The sequence below is a fragment of the Actinocrispum wychmicini genome (assembly GCF_004345645.1).
In the GTDB taxonomy this organism is placed as follows: Bacteria; Actinomycetota; Actinomycetes; order Mycobacteriales; family Pseudonocardiaceae; genus Kibdelosporangium; species Kibdelosporangium wychmicini.
On sequence record NZ_SLWS01000020.1, the window covers coordinates 122,499 to 146,605 of the forward strand.

Annotated in this window: 18 protein-coding genes and 4 pseudogenes; 8 read left to right on the top strand and 14 right to left on the bottom strand. The window is 68.1% G+C overall.

The window, feature by feature from the left end; translation table 11 throughout:
* Positions 1-9 precede the first annotated feature (9 nt).
* Entirely contained in the window at positions 10-2,823 is a 2,814-nt protein-coding gene (locus tag EV192_RS51240) for an ATP-binding protein (protein ID WP_132126102.1), read from the bottom strand.
* 224 nt (positions 2,824-3,047) lie between these two features.
* Between EV192_RS51240 and EV192_RS51245 the strand changes: the two genes are divergently transcribed.
* Positions 3,048-3,935 (top strand): hypothetical protein, encoded by an 888-nt coding sequence (locus EV192_RS51245; protein WP_132126103.1) that lies wholly within the window; start codon positions 3,048-3,050, stop codon positions 3,933-3,935.
* A 163-nt stretch (positions 3,936-4,098) separates the two neighbouring features.
* Positions 4,099-5,412 (top strand): hypothetical protein, encoded by a 1,314-nt coding sequence (locus EV192_RS56625; RefSeq protein ID WP_243727616.1) that lies wholly within the window; start codon positions 4,099-4,101, stop codon positions 5,410-5,412.
* A gap of 20 nt (positions 5,413-5,432) precedes the next feature.
* On the opposite strand, the gene EV192_RS56630 is transcribed toward EV192_RS56625, so the two are convergent.
* Together EV192_RS56630 and EV192_RS57635 are read right to left on the bottom strand one after the other, a co-directional pair.
* Positions 5,433-5,627, bottom strand: a complete 195-nt coding sequence (locus EV192_RS56630) for a hypothetical protein (protein ID WP_243727617.1) — start codon at positions 5,625-5,627, stop codon at positions 5,433-5,435.
* A gap of 62 nt (positions 5,628-5,689) precedes the next feature.
* Positions 5,690-5,830: pseudogene (locus EV192_RS57635) on the bottom strand (hypothetical protein); the annotation flags it as partial.
* A gap of 362 nt (positions 5,831-6,192) precedes the next feature.
* Between EV192_RS57635 and EV192_RS57640 the strand changes: the two are divergent.
* A pseudogene (locus tag EV192_RS57640) lies at positions 6,193-6,543 on the top strand (alpha/beta hydrolase family protein); the annotation flags it as partial.
* Between the two features lie 68 nt (positions 6,544-6,611).
* Here EV192_RS57640 and EV192_RS51260 read toward each other — a convergent pair.
* The 4 genes and pseudogenes from EV192_RS51260 to EV192_RS51275 all read right to left on the bottom strand — a co-directional run.
* Positions 6,612-8,390: pseudogene (locus tag EV192_RS51260) on the bottom strand (cation-translocating P-type ATPase); the annotation flags it as partial.
* Positions 8,387-9,472: an acetate/propionate family kinase gene (locus EV192_RS51265; RefSeq protein WP_132126106.1), complete on the bottom strand. Its 1,086-nt coding sequence runs from the start codon at positions 9,470-9,472 to the stop codon at positions 8,387-8,389. The pseudogene EV192_RS51260 and the gene EV192_RS51265, both read right to left, overlap by 4 nt.
* 3 nt (positions 9,473-9,475) lie before the next feature.
* Entirely contained in the window at positions 9,476-11,860 is a 2,385-nt protein-coding gene (locus tag EV192_RS51270; RefSeq protein WP_132126107.1) for a phosphoketolase family protein, read from the bottom strand.
* 113 nt (positions 11,861-11,973) lie between these two features.
* Positions 11,974-12,700: pseudogene (locus EV192_RS51275) on the bottom strand (acyl-CoA desaturase).
* A gap of 313 nt (positions 12,701-13,013) precedes the next feature.
* Between EV192_RS51275 and EV192_RS51280 the strand changes: the two are divergent.
* Together EV192_RS51280 and EV192_RS51285 are read left to right on the top strand one after the other, a co-directional pair.
* Positions 13,014-13,532, top strand: a complete 519-nt coding sequence (locus EV192_RS51280; protein WP_132126108.1) for a DUF5994 family protein — start codon at positions 13,014-13,016, stop codon at positions 13,530-13,532.
* A 38-nt stretch (positions 13,533-13,570) separates the two neighbouring features.
* On the top strand, positions 13,571-14,692 hold the full coding sequence (locus tag EV192_RS51285) for a tetratricopeptide repeat protein (RefSeq protein ID WP_481730939.1): 1,122 nt from the start codon (positions 13,571-13,573) through the stop codon (positions 14,690-14,692).
* 203 nt (positions 14,693-14,895) lie between these two features.
* Here the strand turns inward: EV192_RS51285 and EV192_RS51290 are convergent, their stop codons facing one another.
* From EV192_RS51290 to EV192_RS51320, 7 genes are all read right to left on the bottom strand, one after another.
* Entirely contained in the window at positions 14,896-15,630 is a 735-nt protein-coding gene (locus EV192_RS51290) for a GAF and ANTAR domain-containing protein (protein ID WP_132126110.1), read from the bottom strand.
* Between the two features lie 27 nt (positions 15,631-15,657).
* Positions 15,658-16,398: a GAF and ANTAR domain-containing protein gene (locus EV192_RS51295; RefSeq protein ID WP_132126111.1), complete on the bottom strand. Its 741-nt coding sequence runs from the start codon at positions 16,396-16,398 to the stop codon at positions 15,658-15,660.
* 6 nt (positions 16,399-16,404) lie between these two features.
* Positions 16,405-16,782, bottom strand: coding sequence for an STAS domain-containing protein (locus tag EV192_RS51300; protein ID WP_132126112.1), 378 nt, complete (start codon positions 16,780-16,782; stop codon positions 16,405-16,407).
* A gap of 499 nt (positions 16,783-17,281) precedes the next feature.
* Positions 17,282-17,617, bottom strand: a complete 336-nt coding sequence (locus tag EV192_RS51305) for a serine hydrolase (protein ID WP_132126113.1) — start codon at positions 17,615-17,617, stop codon at positions 17,282-17,284.
* A 284-nt stretch (positions 17,618-17,901) separates the two neighbouring features.
* Entirely contained in the window at positions 17,902-18,162 is a 261-nt protein-coding gene (locus EV192_RS51310; protein ID WP_207926956.1) for a hypothetical protein, read from the bottom strand.
* 239 nt (positions 18,163-18,401) lie between these two features.
* On the bottom strand, positions 18,402-18,665 hold the full coding sequence (locus tag EV192_RS51315) for a GlsB/YeaQ/YmgE family stress response membrane protein (RefSeq protein ID WP_341771008.1): 264 nt from the start codon (positions 18,663-18,665) through the stop codon (positions 18,402-18,404).
* Positions 18,666-19,082: 417 nt separating this feature from the next.
* Complete coding sequence (locus tag EV192_RS51320; protein ID WP_132126115.1) at positions 19,083-19,934, bottom strand: hypothetical protein; 852 nt, start codon at positions 19,932-19,934, stop codon at positions 19,083-19,085.
* Between the two features lie 382 nt (positions 19,935-20,316).
* On the opposite strand from EV192_RS51320, the gene EV192_RS51325 reads away from it, so the two are divergent.
* The 3 genes from EV192_RS51325 (at position 20,317) to EV192_RS51335 (ending at position 24,070) form a co-directional block, all read left to right on the top strand.
* Positions 20,317-23,019 carry a winged helix-turn-helix domain-containing protein gene (locus EV192_RS51325; RefSeq protein WP_132126116.1) on the top strand — a complete coding sequence of 901 codons (2,703 nt, stop codon included), beginning with the start codon at positions 20,317-20,319 and terminating at the stop codon, positions 23,017-23,019.
* A 122-nt stretch (positions 23,020-23,141) separates the two neighbouring features.
* Positions 23,142-23,801, top strand: a complete 660-nt coding sequence (locus EV192_RS51330; protein WP_132126117.1) for a hypothetical protein — start codon at positions 23,142-23,144, stop codon at positions 23,799-23,801.
* Positions 23,801-24,070, top strand: coding sequence for a hypothetical protein (locus EV192_RS51335; protein ID WP_132126118.1), 270 nt, complete (start codon positions 23,801-23,803; stop codon positions 24,068-24,070). Before EV192_RS51330 ends, EV192_RS51335 begins: the two co-directional genes overlap by 1 nt.
* Positions 24,071-24,107 lie beyond the last annotated feature (37 nt).

The window sequence follows — 24,107 nt, forward strand, 5'->3', positions numbered from 1 at the left end:
GAAAGCCCCTTATTGTGGAGGCCAGACCGTTGGCGTGGCGCCCATGCGTGCCAGCACGGATTCGCCGCGTATTCGTTGTTCGCCGCCGATGAGGACGAGCGTCCGGGCCCACTGGTAGCGGCAGCCTGCGTGGTGCAGGGCGGCGGCTGCGGCGCTCAACCCGTCGCGGTCGCCGGTGTGCAGGGCCGCTGCGCGGTCGACGACGGCGATCGCGATCGGATTGCCGTCCGCCGCCACGCGTGCGCGTTGTAGGCGGGCTGCGACGTCCTCGTGCCCGGACATGACGGCCGCCTCGGCCCACAGCGCGGCATACCAGGGACGCCACTCGGCGTACCAGTACGTCAACTGCTCTGGCGGCATGTCCAACACCTGCGTCGCCTCCTCGACCTGACCGCGGTGCAGCAGGAGCAAGGCGTCGAAGAACTTGCCGGAGTGAATCTCCGACACCGGGCGTCCTGGCGTCGTGAGGGCGCCGACGATGTCCAGCCACGCGGCCCGGCCGTGGTCGTCCCCACGCAGTCCGTGCACTGTCGCGACCGCATACGCGCCGCCGCTGAGGTTGCCCGCACGGGGCCGTCCGGCCCGCTCCCACCCCTCGCGGAATCGCTCCGCCAGCGTGATCGTCTCGTCCCAGTCGCCCGCCAGCGCCGTGACGACGAGCAGCCGCACGGTGGCCAAGTGACCCTCCTCCGCATGGAAGGGCAGATCTCGCAGGCATTCGGCCAGTCTCCTCGCGGCCAGCAGATCGCCGGCGGCGACAGCGCTGTCGGCGGCCATGCCGAAACTGTCGAAGAACTCCAACCCGGCCACCGCCGTCACCGGCATCGACACCAGCAACTCCGTGCGCCGCAACGCGCTGGCCGCTGCGGCACGGACCTCCCCCCGAGCCAGCTGTACCGCAGTGAGCTGGTCCAGTGCGGCATTCTCGATCAGCGGGTCGCCGATGCGACGGGACAGGGTAAGAGCGCACTCGATGAGTTCGACGGTGGCCGGATCGGCTATGTCGCCGTTGAACGCCTCGGCGGTGAGCAGTCGAGCCTGCGCGGCCAGGTCGCTGCCAGCCAGCGCCCAACCCTCGGCGATCAGCGCCGCCACCTCACCGACCGCAGGCGCGGTAGCCATGAGTCCGGGGCCACGATTGATCAACTCGGCATTGCGGGCGAGGTCACCAGCCGCGCCCGCCCGATCACCCGCGCGCAGCGCCGCGTCGGCCGCGCCTCGGCGCAGCCGCAGAGCCTCGGTGCCGACATGCCGCGACTCCGCGGCACCCGCCGCACTGCGCAAAGCGTCGGCGGCGGCCAGGTCGTCGGCGGCCAGCTCGGCCGCCTGCTCATAGCGCCGCTGCGACTCGCCGGGCATCCCGCGGGTGAAGCTCAGTTCGGCCAAACCGATCGCCAACCGGTAAGCCTCCGGGCGGTATCGCACGGTTCCCTCCGCCCAGGCCAGCGCACCCCGCAGCTCGTCAGCGACCTGATCGAACGCGGCCCGCCAAGCATCGACCGGTGCCCGGGACACCAGAGCAGCACTCTCCTCCAGGCACCACCTCAGATGATGAGAGAACGCCTCGACCGACTCGCCCGCCTCCTCGAGCCGATCGACACCATATTGGCGGATGGTCTCCAAAACGCGGTAACGAGTCCCGCCCGGCACCACGATCGCGACCAGCAAACTCTGCTCGGCCAGCCCGGCCAAGATGGTAGGAACGGCGCCGGCCGGCACTGGCAGCCAACCGGCCACGGTCGCCGCCGCGGCCGCGGCGAACGGGCCGGCGAAAACCGAGACCCGACGCAGCACCGCCTGAGCGGGCTCGGCCAGCAGCGCGTAACTCCAGTCCAGCGTCGAACGCAACGAACGATGCCGGTCATCGATGCGTGATCCGCCGGTCAGCAAGCGCAGCCGGTCGGCCAACCCGGCTTCAAGCCCATCGAGCCCCAGCGACGGGAACCGGGCGGCGGCCAGCTCGATCGCCAACGCCATGCCGTCCAAGCCCCGGCAGACAGCGGCGATACGTTTCGTGTCCTCGGACATCGGCGGACTCCCGCCGGCCGCAGCTCGCCCCACAAACAGCTCGACCGCGTCCCCCACGCCACCGTCATCGGCCTCGACGGACAGCCCGGGCACCACGAACACCCATTCGAAGGGCACCAGCAACCTGGCCCGGCTGGTGGCGAGCACCCTCAGCCGGGGACAGCCGCCGAGGAGCCGTTCCAGCAGGACCGCCACACCGTCCAGCACGTGCTCGCAGTTGTCCAGCACGAGCAACGTTTCCCGCTCGGCCAGCCGGCCGAGGACATGGTCCGTGACCGAGTGGCCATGGCTCTCTCCGATACCGAGCACGCCGGCGATCGCCGGCGCGATCATCGACGCATCGGTCACCGGTACCAGGTCGACGTACCAGACGCCGTCGGCGAACCGGTCGGTCAGCTCACCGGCGACGCTCAAAGCCAGCCGGGTTTTGCCGACCCCGCCCGGACCGACGGCCGTGACCAGGCGGTGCCGGCCGAGCGCCTCGGTGAGCGCCGCCCGTTCAGCCACCCGCCCCACGAAGGGCGTCAGCCGCGACGGCAGCACGACGACTGACGCAGCCCTGACCGGTCGAGTCCCCGGCACGGGCTGCATGGTCGCTGCGACAACCGCCAGGGCGCGGCGATCGGCCACCCGAAACTTCCGCAGCAAAGAGGAAACATGACTCTCCACGGTGCGGACGGAGATGAACAGCCGGACACCGATCTCGGCGTTGGTCAGATGTTCACCGAGCGCAGCGAGCACCTCGGCCTCCCGCGCGGAGATACCCACCCCGGCAGGTACCTCCTGATTGACCACGTCCGGATTGTCCCCCGCCGGCCTGGCTCTGTCAGCCGATCGCCAAAGGGCGTCGGCGGAGGCATCCGTGGCGGCCACGGAATCTCCGGGTCCGTGGCCGGCACGGATGCCCAGCGGCCCGATCTGACTCAAGGTTGGCGCCAGGCGTATCCGGGTCAACCGAGCCGATGCCCGCGATCACCGGTGATACAGCGCCGACGAACGCTGGGATCTGAGGAGTGTTCATGCAGAGTCGTTTAGTGAAGAAGTGGGCGCCGGTCGTGGCCATGGGCCTCGCCGTCGTCGCCGTTCAAGTGCTGGGAGCCGAGCCCGCAGCGGCGACCAGCGTCTCCGTGCAGGTCTTTCCCGCCAGTTATTCGCCCGACCGCTTGGCGGCGAAGTCCCTCAGCGCGCCCTGTCCGCCCGGTCAGCGGGTACTCGGGGGCGGCGCGCTGACGGCCGGCGGTGTCCACGCGATCATCACCGAGCTGCAGCCGATCCACGCCGCGGGCGGGGACAGCTTGCGGGTCAGCGTGGCGGCTGACCAGTTCGGCATTTCGGTGGCCTGGGGTTTCCAGGTGTTCCCGTTCTGCGCTGCGGTCCCGGCCGCGCTGAACGTGCAGATCGAGACGCATACGAACCAACCGACGTCGACCGAAAACGACCAGGCTGTGTCGCATTGCAAGTTGGGGACCGTGATCGGTGTCGGTGGCAAGATCGATAATGGCAACGGGCAGGTGAACCTGAGTTTCTTCACCAACTCAAGCGGAGATTTCCCGACGGGAAGCGCCGCCTCTGCCCAAGAGGACGACGACGGGTTCGCCGGCACCTACACCGTCACCAGCTACTCGGTGTGCGCACAGCCGACCGTGTTCGGCGACTTCCAGCAGTTCAAGATCTGGTTCGTCACGAACGGGTCGAGCGTGACCTCGACCCCGAACGACCCGACCTGTCCGTCCGGGATGCACCTCACCGGTCTCGCCGGCGGCACGGAAACGCCGGGCACACACCTGCAGATCATCGAGCCGAACCGGACGGTCGCACCCAACGCCGCCCACTTCGTTTCCCAGTCGTCGGTGGGGCCGATAGGCAATTCTTGGATCGAGGAGGCGACGATCTTCTGCGCCAAGTAGGCACTAAGCCGGATAGGCACAGTGGGAGCACGCCCGATCCGGGCATGCTCCCACTGTTTCCGTCGGTCGTTCTGAACCGCTCCGGGTTCGGACCAGATCATCAGCGAACGGGGAAGGACCTCGACCACAGCGCCGCGACGCCTGAGCCCGTGGGGAGCCGAGCATGACCGACTGGATCGAACGCGCCCGCGAGGTCGCCGCCAAACCGGCCGTCGACGCCGTCGAGCGCGACCACCGCGGCGAAACCCCGTACCAGGAAGTCCAGCTGCTGAAGGACAACGGCCTGTGTCCGGTGAAGATCTGGCCTAGCAGCGTGACGCGGCGGGCGTGGGTGATCGATGGGCTCTGGCCGCGCGGGTGCGAGACTGGGCAACAGCTTGACGACGTGAAGGAGCTCGCTGTGGCCTCTGACGCCCGTGAACGACCGGTCCCGGTGTCGAGCGGGCCGGGACAGCTGGTTCTTGAGCTGCTGGACAAGGCCATCGGCTTGCAGACACCGCTGGTGCGCAAGAACATCGCCCGGGCCCGTCAGCACAACCCGGAGGCGACACCGGCGGAGGTCGTGCGCACCCTGGAGCGGATGTACGTCAGCGCCCTGGCGGGCACCGGGGCCGCGGTCGGGGCCACCGCGGCCGCGCCCACCGTCGGCACCGGGGTCGTGCTGGCGTTGTCGGCGGGCGAGGCCTTCTCTTCGCTCGAGCTGAGCGCCCTATTCATGCTCTCGGTTGCCGAGGTCCACCGTGTTCGGCTCGACGCGGACCGCTTCGGGGGCGGTGGTGCGCAGGGCTGCGTCCGGGAGCACGCCGATGGCGTCATTGATCGTCGAGAAAGCGAGGCGCAGCGCGACGAACACGGTGACCGCGAAGATCTGGGAGTCGGACAGGCCCGTGTCGCGCATCGTCTGCACGTCGTCGGCGGTGGTGCGGTTGGGATCGCGGGCCAGCTGACGAACCCACGCCGCCAGCGTCCGTTCGGACGGCGTCAGCGCCTCGTCGTCACCGCGGAGCAGGGCGGCGGCGACCCGGTCGTCGGTGGCATCGGCGAGCCGGGACCCCCACGCCAGCCAGCAGTACGCGTCACCGAACGCCGACGCACAGGCGGCCACCAGGATGGCGCGGGTGCACCCGTCGAGGTCCGCGTCCGCGGTCGCCGAGCGCATCAGACCGAACAGCTCCTCGAGCGTCTCCGACTGGTGCGCCCACGCGCGCGGGACGCGTTCATCACATACCCCAGTTCGGCGACGCCTCGTCGAACAGACGGCGTGCGGCCGCGGAATCCTCGGGCCGTCCAGGAAACCGTGTGCCCTCATCACCGCGCCTTCTTCGCCCGCAAGCCCACCACCACGATCTCCGCGCGCAATGGGAGGCCGTCCCGGACGAACTCGTGCGTCCGCTCTGTCGCGGCGACGAACGCCGCCTCGCCCACGGCCCGGATCGCCTCGTACGCCGGGCCGGTGGCGGCCGGCGCCCGTGCGTAGGCCGCCGGGTCCGCGAACTCTCACACGAACTGCACATCGAACCGTTCGACGTCGGTGAACCCGGAGCGGCTCAACAACTCCTCGCCGATCCCGGGCCGGCCGAGCGACACCATGGCGGCCTGGTTGGCGACCGAGGCGGGCTCGGCGAACCGGAACGGCGCCAGCGCCCACGCACCCGGCGACCGCTTGAGGTGGCCCCAGACCGTGAGTCCCACGGACCCCCGGGGACGAGGACGCGGTGGATCTCACCCAGCGCGTCCGGGGTCGTCGCCCAGATCCCCCGGAAGCCCGTCACGACGTCGAAGCTCGCGTCCTGCCGCGGCAGGGCGTGCATGTCGCCCACCCGCAGGTCGGCGTCCGCCTCTACGAGAGCCTTGGATTTCTCACACTCGGCATAGCCCCTGGAGCGTTCCGCCATCCCACTCAGGGAATCGTCGGCCTTCGCATCATGTGGCTGGACCTCTGACAAAACCGTCCTATCATCGGCATGTGAGTGCGTTCTGCGCCTAGTGGAGGCTTACAGCTCTCCGCCGCCCGGTCGTCGCGCTTGGAGCGAAGTCAGGTACTCGTGGTCACGACCGGAAGTTCGTCGGGGGTCTCGACGGCCAGCTTCCCGCTGGCCGCACCAGCCAAAGGCACTGGTACAAGCCACTTCGCCCGGCACGGCTGTGCTGATCAACCCCCTGGGACGGGTAATCCGAGTACAGGCACATCACACACGGCATCTGCCGGACTTGCGGCGGGAGAGCACGTCATGCTTGGCGTACGGATACTGGGACGATGGCGACCGATAAGGTCGTATACGACGTGACGTTCTCTAGCGCAGACGTGACGTTGGCGGGATCGCTGACTGTTCCCGGTCGCGGGATTCCGGTTCCGGGCGTGGTCATGGTGGGTGGGTCCGGATCGTCGGACCGCGACAACGACACTTACTTTCCGCCGATCCGCCGACACCTGGCGGACGCTGGGATCGCAGTGCTGTCCTACGACAAGCCCGGTGTGGGCGCGTCCTGCGGTGACTGGCGCGATGCGAGCATCGACGACTTGGCGGTCGACGCCGTCGCCGGCCTGGACTTCCTGCGTACGCAACCCGGAGTGCAAGCCGAAGCTGCAGGACTGTTCGGGCACAGGATCACGTCGGCCGCGTCCTTGGCCACGTCCGTGGCCGAGTCGACCGAGATACCCACATCCGCGGCGTGCAACGCGAGTGCGTCGTTGACACCATCGCCCAGGAACGCGACGCCGCCACCACTGCGGCGCTGGACGGTGACGATCCTGGCCTTGTGCGCCGGGGACACCCGGGCGAACACGACCGTGTCCGCGATGACGGCGGCGAGCGCGTCGTCGTCGAGGGCGTCGAGGTCCGCGCCGGTGAGCGCGGTCCCCTCTCCCAGGCCCAGGTCACGGCAGACTTTGCCGGCCACAGCAGCGTTGTCGCCGGTGACGACCTTCACCGCGATGCCGAGACCGGCCAGCCGGCGCAACGCCTCCGCCGCGTCCTTCTTTGGCGGGTCAAGGAAAACAAGGAATCCAGCCAGGCGCAGACCGGTTTCGTCGGCAGGGGTCACCGCCCGCAGATCGCCGGCCGGCCGCGTGGCCACGGCGACAACCCTGTTGCCCGCGGCGAATTCCCCCGCCAATGCTGCTCGCGCGGCATCGGGCACTGCGACGCAACGTTCCAGGACGCTCTCCGGCGCGCCTTTGGTGACCAGTACCGAGTCCGTGATGACCGAGATCATCCGGCGGTCGTGATCGAACGGAAGCACCGCCTGCACTGGGCGATCGCGCGCGACGGCTGCGGTCGCGGGCGAATTCCACAGTGCACGGTCCAGCGGGTTGCCACCTCCGGCGCCCTCTGTGCACACCATGCCCCAGCCGAGCACCTCGTCCGGCGTGGCACCGTCGACCGGGATCACGCGCGTGTACTCGACGCTGCCCTGGGTCAGCGTGCCGGTCTTGTCGGTGAACAGCACGTCGACATCGCCGAGGTCCTCGATGCACACCAGTCGTTTGACCAGTACCTTGCGCTTGCTCATCCGCCGTGACCCGGCGGCGAGACTGGTGGACACCACGGCGGGCAGCAGCTGCGGGGTGATGCCGACGGCGATGGCCAGCGAGAACAGCAACGCGTCGATGATCGGTTTGTCCAGCAGGACGTTGGCCACGAAGATCGCGGTCGTGAGCGCGCCGGCGACGTAGACCAGCAGCATCGAGAACCGGCGCAGCCCCAGCTGGAACGCGGTGTCGAGTGGTCGCACCCCCAGCCCGGCGGCGATCGATCCGAACTCCGCGCGCGCCCCGGTGGCCACCACGACCCCCGTACCGCTGCCCGCCCGCACCACCGTGCCCATCAGGGCGCATCCGGTCAGGTCGGCCAGGGCGGTGCCGGGCGCCACCGGGTCGGGATTCTTGCCCACCGGCAGGGACTCGCCGGTCAGTACGGACTCGTCGCACTCCAGGCCACTGGCCGCGGTCAGCCGCAGGTCGGCCGGGACGATGCCGCCGAGCCGCAGGTCGACCAGGTCGCCCGGCACCAGGGCTGTGACGTCCACAGTGGACCGGATGCCGGCGCGCAGTACAGCCGTCTCATGGTGGATCTGTGAATGCAACGCCTCGGCGGCCTTCTCCGCCCGGTACTCGTTGACGAACCCCAGCCCGACCGACACCGCGACGATCAGACCGATGATCACCGCGTCGCCGCGCTCCCCGACCAGATAGGACGCCACGGCCGCGGCCACCAGCAGACCCAACAGAGGGGACCGCAACTGGTGCCACAGCACCGCCAACGGCCGCGCCCGGTGCGAGGCCACCGAGTTCGGCCCCCACCGGGCCTGTCGCCGGGTCACCTCGGCGTCGCTCAGACCCGACTCGGCGGTCACGTCCAGGTCCGCCAGCACGTCGGCGACCGGCCGGACGGCGGCGAAGACGACACCGGCGTCGTCCGATCCGGCGACCCGGTCGAGCACGGGCGCGGTCATCGGGCTCTGCCTGTCGCTTTGGCCAGCACCTGCCGGGTCTCCTTGGCGATCTGCATGTCCTCCCGCGCGGTGACCACGAATGTGCGCACGGCCGAGCCGGCCGCGGTGATCTCCTCTTCGTTGCCCGCGTTGCGGTGGTGATCCACAGTGACGCCAAGGAATCCAAGCATCGACGTCGCCCGCGACCGCACGCCGGACGAGTACTCCCCCACCCCGCCGGTGAACACGAGTGCGTCCATCCCGCCGGTCGCGGCCGCCATCGCCGCGATCCCGGCCACGAGCCGGTGGGTGTACACGTCGAGAGCGAGGATCGCGGCCGGTACACCACCCGCCGCCATGGCCTCGACCTCGCGCATGTCGCCGGTGCCGGCCAGTGCGGTGAGGCCGGACCGGTGCTCGAGCGCGTTGGCGACCTCTTGCGGGGTGAGGTGCTCGTGTTCCTGTAGCCAGAGGACGAGCCCAGGGTCAACGGTGCCGGAGCGGGTCGCCATGACCAGGCCGTCGAGCGGGGTGAATCCCATTGTGGTGTCGACACTCCGGCCACCGAGAACCGCGGCGAGCGAGGCACCGGCGCCCAGATGGCACGTGACCAGCCGGAAGTCTTCCGGCCGCCGGTGCAGCAACTGTGCGACACGGCGGGCGCAATACGCGTGGGACAGGCCATGGAATCCGTAGCGGCGAACAGCGTGGCGGTCACGCCATTCGCGCGGCACGGCGTAGGTCGCCGCGGCTGCGGGCATGGTCGCGTGGAACGCCGTGTCGAAGCACGCCACCGCGGGCACGCCTGGCAGGAGCGCGGCGACGGTGTCGATCGCGGCGAGCGACTTCGTCTGGTGCAGCGGGGCCAGGTCGGCCAGCGCGATCAGCCTCGCACGCACGCTGCTGTCGAGCCGTGCCGGACCGGTGAACTGGGTACCGCCGTGCACGACACGATGCCCGATGGCATCGGGTGCCGGCCAGCCGCACAACGCTTCAGCGAGGCCGCCCGGCCCCACGTCGGCCCAGCGCGCCATGGTGTCGTCGTCTTCGAGCAAGCGCAGTTTCAGGCTCGACGACCCGGCATTGACCACCAAGACCCGCATCGGTCAGCCCTCGCCCCCGCGCCAGGTCCAACCCGCGATCACCGGGTCGTCCTCGCCGTGCTCACGGGTGTAACGCCGGGCGGCCACCCGGCTGTCGACCATGCGCTGCCGCACCGCCGCCGCGTTCGCGCCCAAGGTGGGAACCCGGTCGATCACGTCCATCACCAGGTGGAAGCGGTCCAGGTCGTTGAGCATCACGTTGTCGAACGGGGTGGTCGTGGTGCCCTCTTCCTTATAGCCGCGTACATGCAGATTGCGGTGGTTGGTCCGGCGGTAGGTGAGCAGGTGGATCAGCGACGGGTAGCCATGGAAGGCGAAGATCACCGGCTTGTCCGCGGTGAACAACGTGTCAAAGTCCACATCGGACAGGCCGTGTGGGTGCTCGGTCGCCGGCTGCAGGCGCATCAGATCGACCACGTTGACCACCCGAACCCGTAGGTCCGGCAGGTGGGTGCGCAGCAGGTCCGCTGCCGCCAGGGTCTCCAGCGTCGGGACATCCCCCGCGCAGGCGAGCACGACGTCCGGTTCGCCGTCGGTGGTGCCCGCCCACGGCCAGATGCTCAGCCCCCGCGCGCAGTGCGCGACCGCGGCCTCGATATCCAGGTAGGTCAGCGCGGGTTGCTTGCCCGCGACGATGACGTTCACGTAGTCCCTGCTGCGCAGGCAATGATCGGTCACCGACAGCAGGGTGTTCGCGTCCGGGGGCAGGTAGACCCGGACGATCTCGGCCTTCTTGTTCACCACGTGGTCGATGAATCCGGGATCCTGGTGGGAGAACCCGTTGTGGTCCTGGCGCCACACGTGTGAGGACAGCAGGTAGTTCAGTGAGGCGATCGGTGCCCGCCACGGGATGCCGAGGCTGGTCTTGAGCCACTTGGCGTGCTGGTTGAGCATCGAGTCGACGATGTGGATGAACGCCTCGTAGCAGTTGAACAGCCCGTGTCGCCCGGTGAGCAGGTAGCCCTCCAGCCAGCCCTGGCACAGATGCTCGGACAGCACCTCCATCACCCGCCCGTCGGGGGCCAGGTGATCGTCGCCTGGAACGGTGACCGCGTTCCAGGTCCGGTCGGTCTTCTCGAACACCGCGCCCAGACGGTTCGACGCCGTCTCATCCGGGCCCATGATCCGGAACCGGTCGGTGTTGGCCGCGACGATGTCGCGCAGGAACGCCCCCAGCACGCGGGTCGCCTCGCTGGACTCGACCGCGGGACGGTGGACCGGCACGGCGTAGGCGCGGAAGTCCGGCATCGACAACTCGCGCAACAACCGTCCGCCGTTGGCGTGCGGGTTGGCGCTCATCCGCCGGGTACCTGTTGGCGCGAGAGCCCGCAGGTGTGGGAGCAACCGGCCGGAGTCGTCGAACAGCTCCTCCGGTCGGTAGCTGCGCAGCCACGCTTCCAAAAGGGCGCGGTGCTCAGGATTGGTTCTGGTCTCGGCCAACGGAACCTGGTGCGCCCGGAACGTGCCCTCAACCGCGACGCCGTCGACCTCCTTCGGCCCGGTCCAGCCCTTCGGGGTACGCAACACGATCATCGGCCACACCGGGCGGCGGACCATGGTTCCCGCACGGGCGTCGCGCTGGATGGCCGCGATGTCGTCGAACACTGTGTCGAGGGTGGTGGCGAGTTGTCGGTGCACGGTCGCCGGGTCGTCACCGCTGACGAAATGTGGGTCGTAGCCATAACCTCGCATCAACGCGGCGAGCTCGGCCTCGGGGATGCGGGCCAGCACAGTCGGGTTGGCGATCTTGTACCCATTGAGATGCAACACCGGCAGCACGACGCCATCGGTCACCGGGTTAAGGAACTTGTTCGAGTGCCAACTGGCCGCCAGCGGACCAGTCTCGGCCTCCCCATCACCCACCACGCACAACGCGACCAGATCCGGGTTGTCGAACACCGCGCCGAACGCGTGCACCAGCGCGTAGCCCAGTTCACCACCCTCATGGATCGAACCCGGCGTCTCCGGCGCCACATGGCTCGGGATCCCACCAGGGAAGGAGAACTGACGGAACAGCGCCCGCATGCCGCCTTCGTCCTCGCCGATGTCGGGGTAGACCTCGCTGTAAGTGCCCTCCAGGTAGGCGTTGGCCACCAGACCTGGCCCACCATGGCCAGGCCCGGTCACGTACAGAACATCGAGTCCACGCCGGACAATGAGCTGGTTCATGTGCGCGTACACCAGATTCAGCCCCGGGGTCGTCCCCCAGTGCCCCAACAGCCGCGGTTTCACATGCTCAGCCAACAGCGGCTCACGTAACAGTGGATTGGCCAGCAGGTAGATCTGCCCGACCGAAAGATAGTTGGCCGCACGCCAATAGGCGTCCACCAGTTCGAGATCGGCGCGCGCGACCCGGGGGTTGGCTGGGGTCTGGTCGGTGTCGAGCATGAAAGCGGCTCCTTGCCGGTGGTGCGCTCAGCGCTCGAAGACCCGGCCGCCGTCGTCGAACCAGCGATCCTCGGCGTCGTCTCGCTGGTTCGACGACGGTTGCCGGGGCGCGGTCATGCGCTCGCTGTTTCCCTGAGTTTGCGAGCCAAGCGTTCTGCCCTGGGCCAGCGGACCTTGGTGGCCCAGCCGAACCTCTCGAAGATCCAGATCACCCGGGCGGAGATGTCGATCTGGCCGCGGCCGACACCGTGCCGCGCACAGGTGGGATCGGCGTGGTGGGAGTTGTGCCATGACTCACCCATGGCGGCGATGGCCAGCGGCCAGAAGTTCGCCGACTTGTCCCTCGCGGTGTACGGGCGGGCGCCGATCATGTGGCAGATCGAGTTCACCGACCAGGTCACGGTCGGCGAGCAGGTCGGGGGCGAACCTGGCCGCGTTCGTCCGCTCCCGCTGGAACATCCGTCCCATGTGGGCGTGCCAGAACCCTCTGGCCAGGGCGGCCGCCGAGGTCCCGAACAGCCACGGCGAGTGCGGGTCCCCTTCCCGATCGGCGAAGGCGTGGTCTCGGCGGTGGTCGGCGACCCAGCCGATGATCGGCCCTTGCATCGCCAAGCTGCCGGTGACCACGAGCGCGATCCGCAGGCCACGGGTGGCGGTGAACGCGCCGTGGGTGAAGTACCGGTGGAATCCGACGGTCACGCCGAGGCAGGTCAGGGTGTAGAAGAACGCGACCAGGCCGACATCGACCCAGTCGAGACCCCACCCCCACGCGACCGGGACGGCCGCGGCCAGGACGAGCAACGGGACGACCGCGAACACCTTGACCAGCATCATCTGCATCGGGGTCTTCTCACCCGCCAGGACGGGTGCGCTGGGGGAAGTTCGAACCGCGGTAGTCACTGAAATCGCCTCCGGGCGTTGACAATGGAGTTCAACCGCCGGAGTCTGGGGCGATCAGTACTGATCGGACACGGATCCCATCGCTGGGTCGTGCCCCTCATGGTAACCCCATTCGTCCGCCGATTCATGATCGAATGACGACGGGTGTAGCATCAGTGTCACCGAGAGCACTTCGCACGCTGGCAGCTGAGCCGGCGTCGTCCTCGGCGAACCCCACGCCGGTCGTCAGACGACCGGGGACGGGAGCACCGGCATGACGTCGGGCTCGCACACTGACATCACCCACCAGGCCACAGAGGACTCACCGCGGCGGTCGCTGCGCCTCAGGCTCAAGCCGAAGGCCCCGCCGACAGGATACGTCGACGGCGCCTGGTGGCCACGATCACGGGAGCTCACCGACGAACTAGCGGCACTGACCGACGTACTCGCCATCCGGCTGGGCCCGGTCATCCGGGTGGCGTTCGCTTCCACCGCGTGGAACCCGGTCACCGAAGTGGACGGCCAGCCGATTCGACTGGTGACTCTTCGTCCGCAGGAAAAGCACATCGTGCGAGTGTCAGGATCAGACGGACGGCGGATCACGTTGCTGGTGGTGCCACCGGAAGCCGCCACCGAAGCCGGCCGTGACGCAGTCATACTGGCAGCACGGCGCGCCAACTCGGACGGCCCGGCCGACATCTTGGCCGCCGCGGGCGTGGTTTCCGTTGCCGCACACCAGAACACGCACAGCACCTTGCGCCCTCGGCTGCGTACCCGCCGCCCGCAACGGTAACCCGCGTTCGCCTCCCCAGTAACAAACGATGTCAATGGCTGTATCATTTTTGGTGGTACGGCATGCGAGTGCACCTTGCCGCAACCCCGCTCCAGCCCCTGGCGGTCACTGGTCAAACCGTTCGGTGTGTCAGGAGCGTCGTCGTGACCACAACAGATTCGTCGGATTTCCTACCGCGCATCTCAGCCGAGGAATGGGCCCATCACCGGGTCGGCAGGTCCGACGTCGAACGGCTGGAGCAACAGACGCGTGCCCTGCGCGCGGTGGACTACCAGTCCGGTGGTGGCTCGTGCCTCAACGACCTGCTCAGGTTGGTCGACCGGGTGCAGCCGATGCTCACCGCACTCAGCACGGAGACCACCCAGGAGCAGCTGCACGTCGCCGTGGCCGACCTGTACAACCTGACCGGCTGGGCGTGCTTCGACGTCGGCCGGACAAGTCGGGCCCGCGTGCATTTCGCCCAGGCGCTTGCACTGGCCGCACACGCCCGCCACAACGGCCTGACCGCGAACATCTTCTACCGGCTGGGCCGGATCTGCCTGCACCACAAGGACCCCGCCGAGGCATCGCAGTACTTCCAGCTCGGCCTGCGCACCACGACCGAGGCAGGCGACGAACGCGCGGCCAGCATCCTGACGGTGAATCAGGCTTGGGCGCACGCCGCCATGGGCCACGACGTCGCGGCACTCAGATTGCTGCAGGAGGGCCAGGAGCTTCTCGCCCGAGCCGGCTCGGGCCAGGTTCCCGGCTGGGAAAGCTTCTTCACCCAGGCGGACTTCCAGGCGATGACCGGGGTCGTGCACACCGAGCTGGCTCGTTGCGTGGCCGCACGGCATGCCCACATCGCGATCCCGGCGCTGACCGAGGCCATCGGCGGCTACGGCAACGACATGGCCCGCAGCCGGACCTTCTGTTTCATCGCGCTGGCCATGAGCCATCTGATCGTCGGCGACCGCGCCCCGGGTGTCCATGCCGGCCTGAAAGCGTTGGCCTGCGCCGAGAACCTGACTTCGACGCGGGTACGTGACCGGATGCGCCCGCTGCACCAGGTCGCCCGGCGGCATTCCGCCCATGCCGGGGTCCGCGAGCTGGTCGTGCGTCTCGCCCAGAAGACCGGCCACACGACAACAACTTCCCTCCACCTTCCGCATGGGCCGTGAACGCGGTCATGCACGGCCAGTCCCGGCAGCACAGGATGCAGATGGACTTCCCAGCCGGCAACGCATGCCCTCGCCCGCTCCGCCACCCGCACGAGCAGGCTGTACGCCAACCGACAAGCCGAGGTTCTCCCAGGGGGCTCGCGGGCGGAACACGATCAACTTGAGCAAGTGGGCGCTGGTCACGCCCGAGGCGGGGTCTTGGGTCAGGTTCGCGAACGCTTGCGGACCTGATCCTCGTCGAGTGATCCGTCGATGATCTGGGTGGCGACGTCACTGAGTCGGCGGTTGTGGCTGCGGGCGTAGGCGCGCATCAGTTGGAAGGCTTCGTCCATGGGCAGGCCGGTGCGTTGGGCCAGCACGCCCTTGGCTTGCTCGAGTTGGACGCGACTGCTCAGGGCGGTCTGCAGTTGGGTGGCCAACAGTTCGCGGGCGGCGATGGCACGTTCCTGGATCAACCCGACAGTGGCCACATCGGCCATGGCCTGGCCGAGACCCAGATCGGCCTCGCTCAGCCGGCCGGGTGCGAGCCGGAACAGGTTCAGCGCCCCGATGGTCTCCTCGCGTAGGCGCATCGGCAGTGCCTGGGCCGAGTGGAACCCGAGCCCCTGCAACTGCTCGGTGAAAGCCGGCCACGACATGCGCATTGCGGGCAGGTCATCGCGGGCCACCGGGCGTCCGGACCGGAAGCAGTCCAGGCACGGGCCTTCGTTGTTCTGTAGCTCGTAGAGTTCCAGCAGACGGGCTTCCTCGGCGGATGACGCCATCACGTGCAGGCCACCGTGCGGGTCGGCCAGCATGATCCCGGCCGCGTCGGCATCCAGCAGTTCCACGCTGCGGGTGGCCAGGGTGTGCAGGAAGTCGATGACGTCGAAGTCGGCCACCAGGGTGTCGGCCAGGCTCACGAAGGTACTGGCGAGGAGTTGTTCCCGGCTCGTCATGAGCCCACCGCCTGTGTCTCGTTGGGGTCATGGCCGGTTCTGCTGCGTGGTCGTGGTGCCCGGCTCGCTGTCGTCGAAGTACAGGCGTCGGTTGACCACATCGGCGGCGACGGCCGACACCGTCCGCCCCGAAGCGTACGCGTGCGCTCGCAGCCTCAGCAGGGCCTCGGCCAGGCCGATACGGAGTTGGATCGTGATCATCCCAGTCGCTTGATGGACCTCGGCTTGGCTGTCGATCGGCCCGGTCAGCGCGGAGTTCGCGCCATCGTGCTCGTCGTGGTCCTGCAGGTGCAGGGCCACGACAGTGGCCGCGTCGGCGAACGCCATCGCCTCCGTGAGGTCAAGGGCGCTGAGCGCCCCTGAGGTGTCGCGGTAGAGATCCAGGACGCCGACGCGGATGGCGCCGACCCGAAGCGGGAACGCGAAGATGGCGTGCACCCCGGCCTCGAGCACGGCGGCCCCGAACCGCGGCCAGCGAGCCGACCCGGCCACGGTGAGATCTGATCGCAGCACCGGACGACCACTGCCGGACGCCTCCACGCACGGACCCTCACCCAGCGCGAACTGCAGTTCCTCCAACTGCCGGGCCCGCCCATCGGTGGCCGCGAGTACCACCCCACTGGGTCCGTCGGTGGTCATCAACGCCACACCGACACCGCTGACCGGCAACGCCGCCAAGCATTCAGCGCAGAGCCTGGCGATCAGAGCGACCTGCTCGTCCCCATGGGAGATCACCGACAGGATCTCGGCCACTCGGCGATTGCGCATGATGTGTCATCCCAGCCGCACGGCGTGGGCGAGGTCGGCGTGGATGTCGAACACGCGGTCCAGTCCGGTGATGGTCAGTGGCCGCAGCACCGAGCGGCTGAGGGCAACCACGCACAGCCTGATCCCCGCCGCCAGGGCCGCCTGTCGGACGGTGACCAGGACGGTCAGACCGGCCACTCCGAGAAAACCCACGTCGGCGAGGTCGATGACCAGTCGGGCACAGGTGGGCCGCAACTGGGCAAGCAGAACGTCCCGCAGCAGCGGGCTGGTGCACAAGTCGACCTCGCCGCACACCGCGACCACGACCACACCCGGCAGGATCGGCTGTGCCGTGACGGTCAGCAGCTCTGTCCCTGAGCGCAAGCCCGGCAGAACGGCGGTCATGGCGTCACCTTCTTGATCCCATCGGCTTCGAATCCCGATCAAGTCGTGGTGGGGAGCGAACAGCAGTGGACGCGCTCATGAGTGCGTCCTATCGGGACCAGCGGGAAGGACTCCCGATGTGTGCCCACCACCCACGGCAGGGAGACTGTCCCCATTGGACAAGGGGGACACGGTCACGTGAGTGCGGACCCGGTCGATCAACAGTTCGGCTTCGGCCACAGTGAACAGACCCTGCCGGGCTCCGCGCAGGATGGCCTCGACCGCGCTTCGATGAGGTTCCGCGATCCCCACGATCGACACGGACATCAGAGTTGCCTGGAGTTGGGCCATGAGAGTCCCTCGGTTGGTTGGGCGTCACACCGGGGACCAGGGCACTTGCCCGACACACTACACGCTTCATCGGGGTGTGGTCCATAAATGACGATCGTGCTGGGCAGCCGCCTGTCGCGTGGCGGCCCGGCCAGGGAGCCAGACAATTGAGTCGAACGCCCACCGGGAGTCACCGGGGCCGCAGGTCGACAGGGAGTCGTTTGACACTGACGATCACGGCCGGATTCTGGAATTCCACCGGTTCGTCCGCGGCCACCGCGATGTCCTGGTAGCGCTCGAAGAGCGATTCGAGATCGCCCTCGGCGGCCTGCAGCATCGCCAACGACGCGGTGAATGCCTTCGTGATCGATCCCACCGGGAATTTGGCGTCGGCACTGACATCCCCGCCCGCGACGGCCACCGTCCGGCCGCCGGTGTGGACGGCGAGCTGGGCGGCCGGAACGCCATGCCGTCGCACCAGGCCGACCGGTGTCTTCCCGAGTCGCGTGGTTTCGATGGCAGGCATGATTGTGCGTCACCTCCCGAGGCTTCGGCTGGTCGTCATCGATGCGAGGCGATCGATGACATCTAGCCGACGGGGATGCGTCGCATGGCGCCTTCTCCCCTGGAGAACGAGGAGGACTCGCGCGGCACGCAAAGGACCTCGGCTCGTCATCTACGCCACCGAGGTCCTGGGCAACACCACAACCCTATCGCTCCCGGCTGCCGGGGAGCACCATCGGATACCGCAGTACCGTCGGTCGCTCATCGAGGATCTGCCGCAGGCTGCGCGGACCACAATGGACAGAACTAGCGGGTGAGCCCGCTCGGACCGGGCAGGGCGAAGCGACGGATCAAGGCCGTCACCACGACGGCGAAGACGAGCCACACGACCGCCGCTGAGCCATAGTTGAGCAGCACCTGAGCTTTCACGCTGGCTGGTGTGAACAGGCCGTCAAATCCGAGAGACACCGCGGCGGCGAAACCGCGTACGAACGACGCGACCCCATTGGCGGGATTCGCCTCACCCAGCACCATGATGATGTGCGCGACGAGCACCACGGCGAACAAGCCACAAATAGCACTGACGATCGTGCACGATATCCGAACCGTACGGATCCGATCCCACCGTTGCTGTCGACGGTCCTGGGACTCGGCGAGTGGCGACGAGCGATCGGTGGGGAACGGCTCGACCTGACCGGGCTCCGCGTTCGAATCGAGATGTGGGTTTGTCATGATCTTGGTGTCCCTGGTCGCGGGTGAGCCCCGGTGCGTGATTCGCCACCATCGGGGCCGGATTGGCGTGCCGGTCATCGACGCGCGCGCCGGAAGCTGCGCGCGCCACCGTTCATCATGTGGTAGATCAGCAGCAGGACGACCGATCCCAGGATGGCGATGATCCAGGTGGAAAGGTCGAAGAAACCTCCGGTGACCGCGATGCCGAACACGTTCGAGGCCGCCCAGCCGCCGAGCAACGCCCCGGCGACGCCGATCAAAATCGTGACGATGACGCCGTGCTTCGCCCGGCCACCCAACAGCGACTTGGCGATGACGCCGGCGATCAGACCGAGCACGATCCAAGCGACAATGCTCATACTCATGGTGACTCCTCAATGCGCTAGACCAAAGAATATCTCGGGCAATCGAGAGTCGCAGTCGCTTTTGGACCGTCTACTTCAGACATTGTCGATCTGTCCGAACGAAATCCGGAGACCTCCTTGGCGCGTCTACGACACGTACGTCGCCGAGGTCCGGGGCGATGCCCGACCCATCGCGATCCGCTGCGCCGACCCCTCTTCGGACTCGACGCAACGCGACAACCGGATGGCGCCCACAGTGTAGACCTCCGCGGGGTCCTACGACAGGGCCAGATGCGCCAAAGGGCCTATTTTCCCAGGCCCTGGCGCAGGAGACACCACAGTGGACATTGTGATAGCCGAGCCGGGGGCGCCGGCGCCCTGGCTGTACTTACTTTGCCGTGCTCTCAGCGCTCAGGCCGTACAGGCGGGTACGGCCGGTACGCTGCCGACGCAGTTGTTCGGGGTGTTGGCGCTGATCGGTGAACTCGTGGTGGTCATAGTCCCGCCTTCGCGGTAGACGCCACCGGCGGTCAGGATCGCGTGGTTGGCTGTCACCGCGGTCTGCGTGAGGGTGGTCGCGGTGGAGTTGACCGCGGCGATGCCTCCGCCTTCCGAACCGGTGTTGCCGAGGACGAACAGCGGGCTGCCGGAGACACCGGTGGTCGTCAACGTGCCTCTGACGCCGTTGTAGATCCCACCGCCTCTGAGCAGCGCGGTGTTGCCGAGTACGTCACTCCTGGTGAAGGTCGCGGCCGGAGCGGTGGCCGGAGCGGGAGTGTCGACGTTGGCCAGGCCACCTCCGTTGAGGGTGGCGACGTTGCCAATCAGGCTGCTTGTGGTGAGGGTCACCGCGCCCGCGTTCAGGATGGCGCCCCCGTCACCCACGGCGCTGCCGTTGGTGAGGGTGATCATTGTGGTGAGAGTGAGGCTGCCGGTCGGGCTGACCTCGGCGATCCGGAACGGCAGCAGCGAGGTGCGCGTGATGGTCGCCGGGCCGATCATCTCGATCGGCGTGGTGATCACCGGCAACCCGTCGGTGAGACCACCATGGGCCGAGGTGAGGGCATAGGTACAGCCACCGGCCAGCGCCAGGGTGTCCGCGGTCGGAGTGGAGTTGGCGAGGTTGACCGCGGCGACCAGAGCGTTCTCACTGCACGCCACCGGAATGGTGATGGCCTGCGCCAGAGGCGCGAGGGCGGTCACACCCCCGGCCACGACAGTGGCCCCGATCAGGGCACGGGCGATAGTACGGATGCGTCGCATGACGCCTTCATTTCCTGGAACATTCGGAGGACCCTGCGCGGAACATCGCGTCAGGGCAGAAGATTCGCTGAACCACGAAAAGAGGGACCTCGGCTCAACGTGAATCGTCGCGGACCGATCACGCCACCGAGGTCCTGGGCGACATCTGTAACCTACTCGCTTCGCGTATCCCTGGATACCCCACCCCGAACGGCCGCAAACCGGGCTGCCCTCCGATGTATCCCAGCGGGGCGACGCCCTGTTGACACAGATCGTCGGCGTATTCGCTGTCACCGCGGAAACAGAAATGCTGTAGTCTCAAGGGATTGAGAGCACCTCGCGCGCCCGCGCTCAAACGGACGCCGTCCCTGGCGTTCTCCCCGCCGGTCGTGAGTGGGATGCCATGGCACGTCCGGTGATCGCGACGAAGCTGTATGTCCCGAAGCCGCGGCCCGGTCTGGTGGCGCGGCCCCGGCTCTGTGCGCTTCTCAATGCCGCGTCGAGGCTGACGCTGGTGTCCGCGCCGGCCGGGTTCGGTAAGACGACGCTCCTCGCCGAGTGGCTGGCTGAGACGGCCAGGGAGGACCGTTGCGTGGCGTGGCTTTCGCTCGACGCGGAGGACAGCGACCCTGCGTCGTTCTGGACGTGTGTGGTGACGGCGTTGCACACAGCGGTACCCGGCGTGGGCCTGGGTGCGTTGGCGCTCATCGCCTCCTCCCCGTTGCCGACCGAACATCTACTCACCTTGCTGCTGAACGAACTCGCCGCGGGACAAGGCGAGGTCTGGCTGGTGTTCGACGACTACCACTTGGTCGACAGCCACGATGTCAGCTATGGCGTGGCCTTCTTCCTGGAGCACCTACCGCCCCACGTCCACGTCGTGCTCAGCACGCGCGCCGACCCCGACTTGCCGCTGTCTCGGTGGCGGGTGCGTGGGGAACTGGCCGAGGTTCGTGCCGCGGATCTGCGCTTCACGTCCGGGGAGGCCGCCGTGTACCTCAACGAGGCGGCGGGGCTGGACCTCACCTGGGCGGACGTCGCGGCTTTGGAGGAACGCACGGAGGGGTGGATCGCCGCGCTGCAACTCGCCGCCCTCTCCATCCGGGGTCGTGCGGACGTCAGCGGCTTCATCGCACAGTTCGCCGGGGACGATCGATACATCGTCGACTACCTCCTGGAGGAGGTGCTGCGGCATCAGCCTAACCATGTTCGCGATTTCCTGTTGCGGTCAGCGGTTCTTGACCGGCTCACGGGGCCACTGTGTGACGCCGTCACCGGCCGGGACGACGGGCGCGTCATGCTCGTGTCCCTGGAGCGCGCCAACCTGTTGATCGTCCCCATGGACGATCGGCGGGAGTGGTACCGCTATCACCACCTCTTCGCCGACGTGCTGCGAGTGCGCATGCTCGCCGAGCAGCCCGACCTTGTCCCGCTGCTGCATCAGCGCGCCAGCCAGTGGTACGAACGCCACGATCTGGCAGAGGACGCGGTCAGGCACGCACTGGCCGCCCGGGACTTCGACCGCGCGACCTATCTCATGGAGCTGGCTGTTCCGACGATCCGACGCCACCGTCAGGAAACAATGCTGCTCGGCTGGCTGAAGGCCCTGCCCGACGACGCCGTCCGGCGCAGCCCGGTGCTCAGCGTCTTCTACGGATACATGCTCATGGTCGCCGGCGATCTCGACGCGGTCGAGGCCCGGCTCGACGACGCGGAACGTGCATTGGCCGCCGCACCGGACAGTGCGACTCCACGGTGGGCCACAACCGAAGAACTCCGTACATTGCCGGCGACCATCGCCGTCTACCGCGCCTCCCTCGCACAGGCACGAGGAGATGTGGCGGGAACGGCGGAACAGGCGCAGCGTGCGCTGGACTTGGCCGGCCCCGCCGACCATCTCGCGCGTGGGGGTGCGGCCGGGTTTCTCGGTCTCGCCGCGTGGGCGCGCGGGGACGTGTCGAGCGCGCTGGAGACATTCACGCGCGCGGTGGCAAGCCTGCACGCGGCCGGCGCCGTCGTCGACGAGCTGAGCAGCACGGTCGTGCTCGCCGACCTGTGGCTCGCGGCAGGTCGTCCCAGCAAGGCGCGCCGCTCCTGTGAGCGTGCACTGCGGCTGGCTGAGGCGCACGGCGACCCCATGGCGCGCGCAACCGCCGACCTGCACGTGCGGATCAGCGAGATCGACACAGAAGTCGGCGACCTCGACAACGCCAACCGCCACCTCACGAAGGCCGCGGCGATCGGTGAGCGTGCGGCGATGACCGAGAGCCGATACCGGTGGTTCGTGGCCATGGGCCGAGCCGCCGATACCGAAGGCGACCCGCTGAAGGCCATCACCCTCCTGGACACGGCGGAGCAGCTCTACCGGCCGGGGTTCTTCCCGGACGTGCGTCCGATAGCGGCGATGAAGGCCCGGATCTGGATCAGCCGAGGCAACCTTGCCCAGGCCGTTGACTGGGCCGAAGATCGAGGCGTGTCCGCCGCGGACGACCCCGACTACCTCAGGGAGTTCGACCACCTCACCTTGGTGCGTCTGCTCATCGCACTACACCGGGCAGACCTCGACGTCGGCACGCTCGACCAGGCAGCCCATCTGCTGGACCGGCTACACGACGCTGCCGATGCCTCATGCCGCGCCGGAAGTCTCCTGGAGATCCGGATGCTGCAGGCTCTGGCGCACCACGCGTACGGCCATCGGCCACAGGCTCTGGACGCCCTGGCTCGAGCATTCGCGCACGCACCTGAACCAGGTGGGTACGTCCGACTCTTCTTGGACGAGGGCGCCCCCATGATGGGTTTGCTGCGTGACGCCACACACCACGACGTCACCGGCGGCCATGCGCGGCGCTTGCTCAGCCTCCACACATCTGCCGAAGCTCCCGGCGAAGGCGAGCGCCCGGCGCCGTGGTCGGCGGAGTCGTTGAGCGCCCGGGAGCTGCAGGTGCTCAAGTTGCTTGACAGCGAACTGAGCGGGCCACAGATCGCGCGCGACCTCTTCGTGTCATACAACACGCTGCGGACACACACCAGGCATATCTTCACCAAGCTCGACGTCACCAGCCGGCGGGCCGCGGTGCTCCGCGCCCGGGAACGCGGGCTGATGTAACCGCCCGGCCAGGGATCTCACATCGTCAGTCACATCATCGGATGACGCCCGGTCACCATCCCCGAACCTACTTTTGGGTCAACCCGCGGCGCCCGCCACGGAGCACCGAAAGGAACCCGGCCATGACCATCACCCCCAGGGCCCTCACCCGAGCGGCGGGCGTTGCCGCCGCCGTAGCAGGACTGCTGTTCCTCGGCGTCCAGGTCAACCACCCCCACATGGACGTCACGTCCGTCACCACGACCGATTGGGTGGTCCGCAACACCCTCAAGATGCTCATGGCCGCCCTGGCCCTCACCGGCATCACCGGGATGTACCTGCACCAGGTGACGAAGATGGGAGTGCTCGGCCTGCTCGGGTACGTGCTGTTCGGCGCCGGCTACATTGTCATGCTGGGCATCGAGTTCGTCGCCGCGTACGTTCTGCCAGCCCTCGCCGAGCGTGCACCTGGCTACGTCAACGACGTCCTCGCAGTGGCCTTCCACGGCACAGCGATCGGCGACATCGGCCTGATGGGGACCGCCGTCCTGGTCTCCGGCATCGGCTACCTGGCCGGCGGCTTCATCTTCGGCATCGCACTGTTCCGCGCCAACATCCTCACCCGGTGGGCCGCCGCCCTCCTCACCGTCGGCACCCTGGCGACCATCGCGATCCCCCTGCTGCCGCAGATCAACGAAAGACTGTTCGCCATCCCCACCGGCGTCGCCCTGATCGGCCTCGGCTACTCCTTATGGCGCCAGCAACGCACCCCTGTCGCTCGGCCCGCGACCAGCGTGGCCTGATGACCCCGGCACCCAGACGACAGGCACCCACTCACTACACACTTCGGGTCGACGGGCACCTCGACCACCACTGGTCTACCCGATTCAGCGACCTCACCCTGACCCACGAACCCGACGGCACGACCAGCATCAGCGGTCACGTCTCCGACCAGTCGGAACTGCACGGGCTACTTACCAAGGTCCGCGACCTCGGCGTCACCCTGATATCCGTGGCAGCCATCGACCCCTCGGACAGCAACCAGGAAAGTCTTCAAAGACCACCGCACTGACAGTTCACTTCTGGCACCGCACGGGGGTACCGGTGTC